Here is a 760-nt window from a genome sequence, read left to right as displayed (position 1 = left end):
GATCACCTGCTCGTACCTTTGCAAGGCTAACGCATGCTTGCCCTGTGCAGCCTGAATCGCCGCTTTGCCGTCGAGCGCCGGAACATTCCCGGGATGTTCAGCCAGAATGGCATCGATCAGGGCAAGGGCTTCGTCATGGCGGGCCAAACCGTTCAGCGCGCACGCTTTCTGGATGCCGAAGCCATGGGGTGCTCCGTTTTTCATCTGCCCGTCCGCCACCGTGATGACCTCCTGCCAGCGCTGCAAGTCAAGCAACAGCTTGACCTGGTTGGCTGCCGCATCTACAAAGGCCGGATTGATACGCAGGACCTGCTGGTAGCTATCCAGCGCCGCATCCACCTGGTGCAAATTTTCCTGCACGCGGGCCAGCTCAAACCAGGCCAAATCAAAATCAGGCTTCAAAGTCAGAGCCGCTCGGAAACTGCGGACCGCGTCTTCAACCAACGTCTGGCGCATCTGCACCTGTCCCATCAGGAAATGGGCATCCAGAAGACCGCCGTCCAACGCGAGGGCCTGCCTGAAGCTAGCGCTGGCCTCAGGCAGTTCGCCCAGTTCCATCAGGCCATAACCCAGGTTGACATGGGCCAAGCCATCGTTCGGTGTCATGGCAACCACCTGGCGATAGCAGTCGGTGGCCTCGGAAATCCTGCCTTGTGCCAACAATTCGTTGCCACGTGAGCGCAATGACTGGGCATCTTCGTCCGGGACAATCGGTCCGGCAGATACAGCGCTTTTATTGCGTGCCAGTAGGGTGCGGATA

General features: G+C 59.1%; 1 protein-coding gene. It reads right to left on the bottom strand.

Annotation, left to right across the window (positions count from 1 at the left end; all coding sequences use genetic code 11):
• Window positions 1-760 (bottom strand): tetratricopeptide repeat protein (locus AC1D1X_RS24860; protein ID WP_477699564.1); only part of this gene is annotated, 760 nt, incomplete at both ends.

It is taken from the genome of Polaromonas sp. P1_G4 (assembly GCF_056405475.1).
This window is presented reverse-complemented; position numbering and strand designations above follow the sequence as displayed.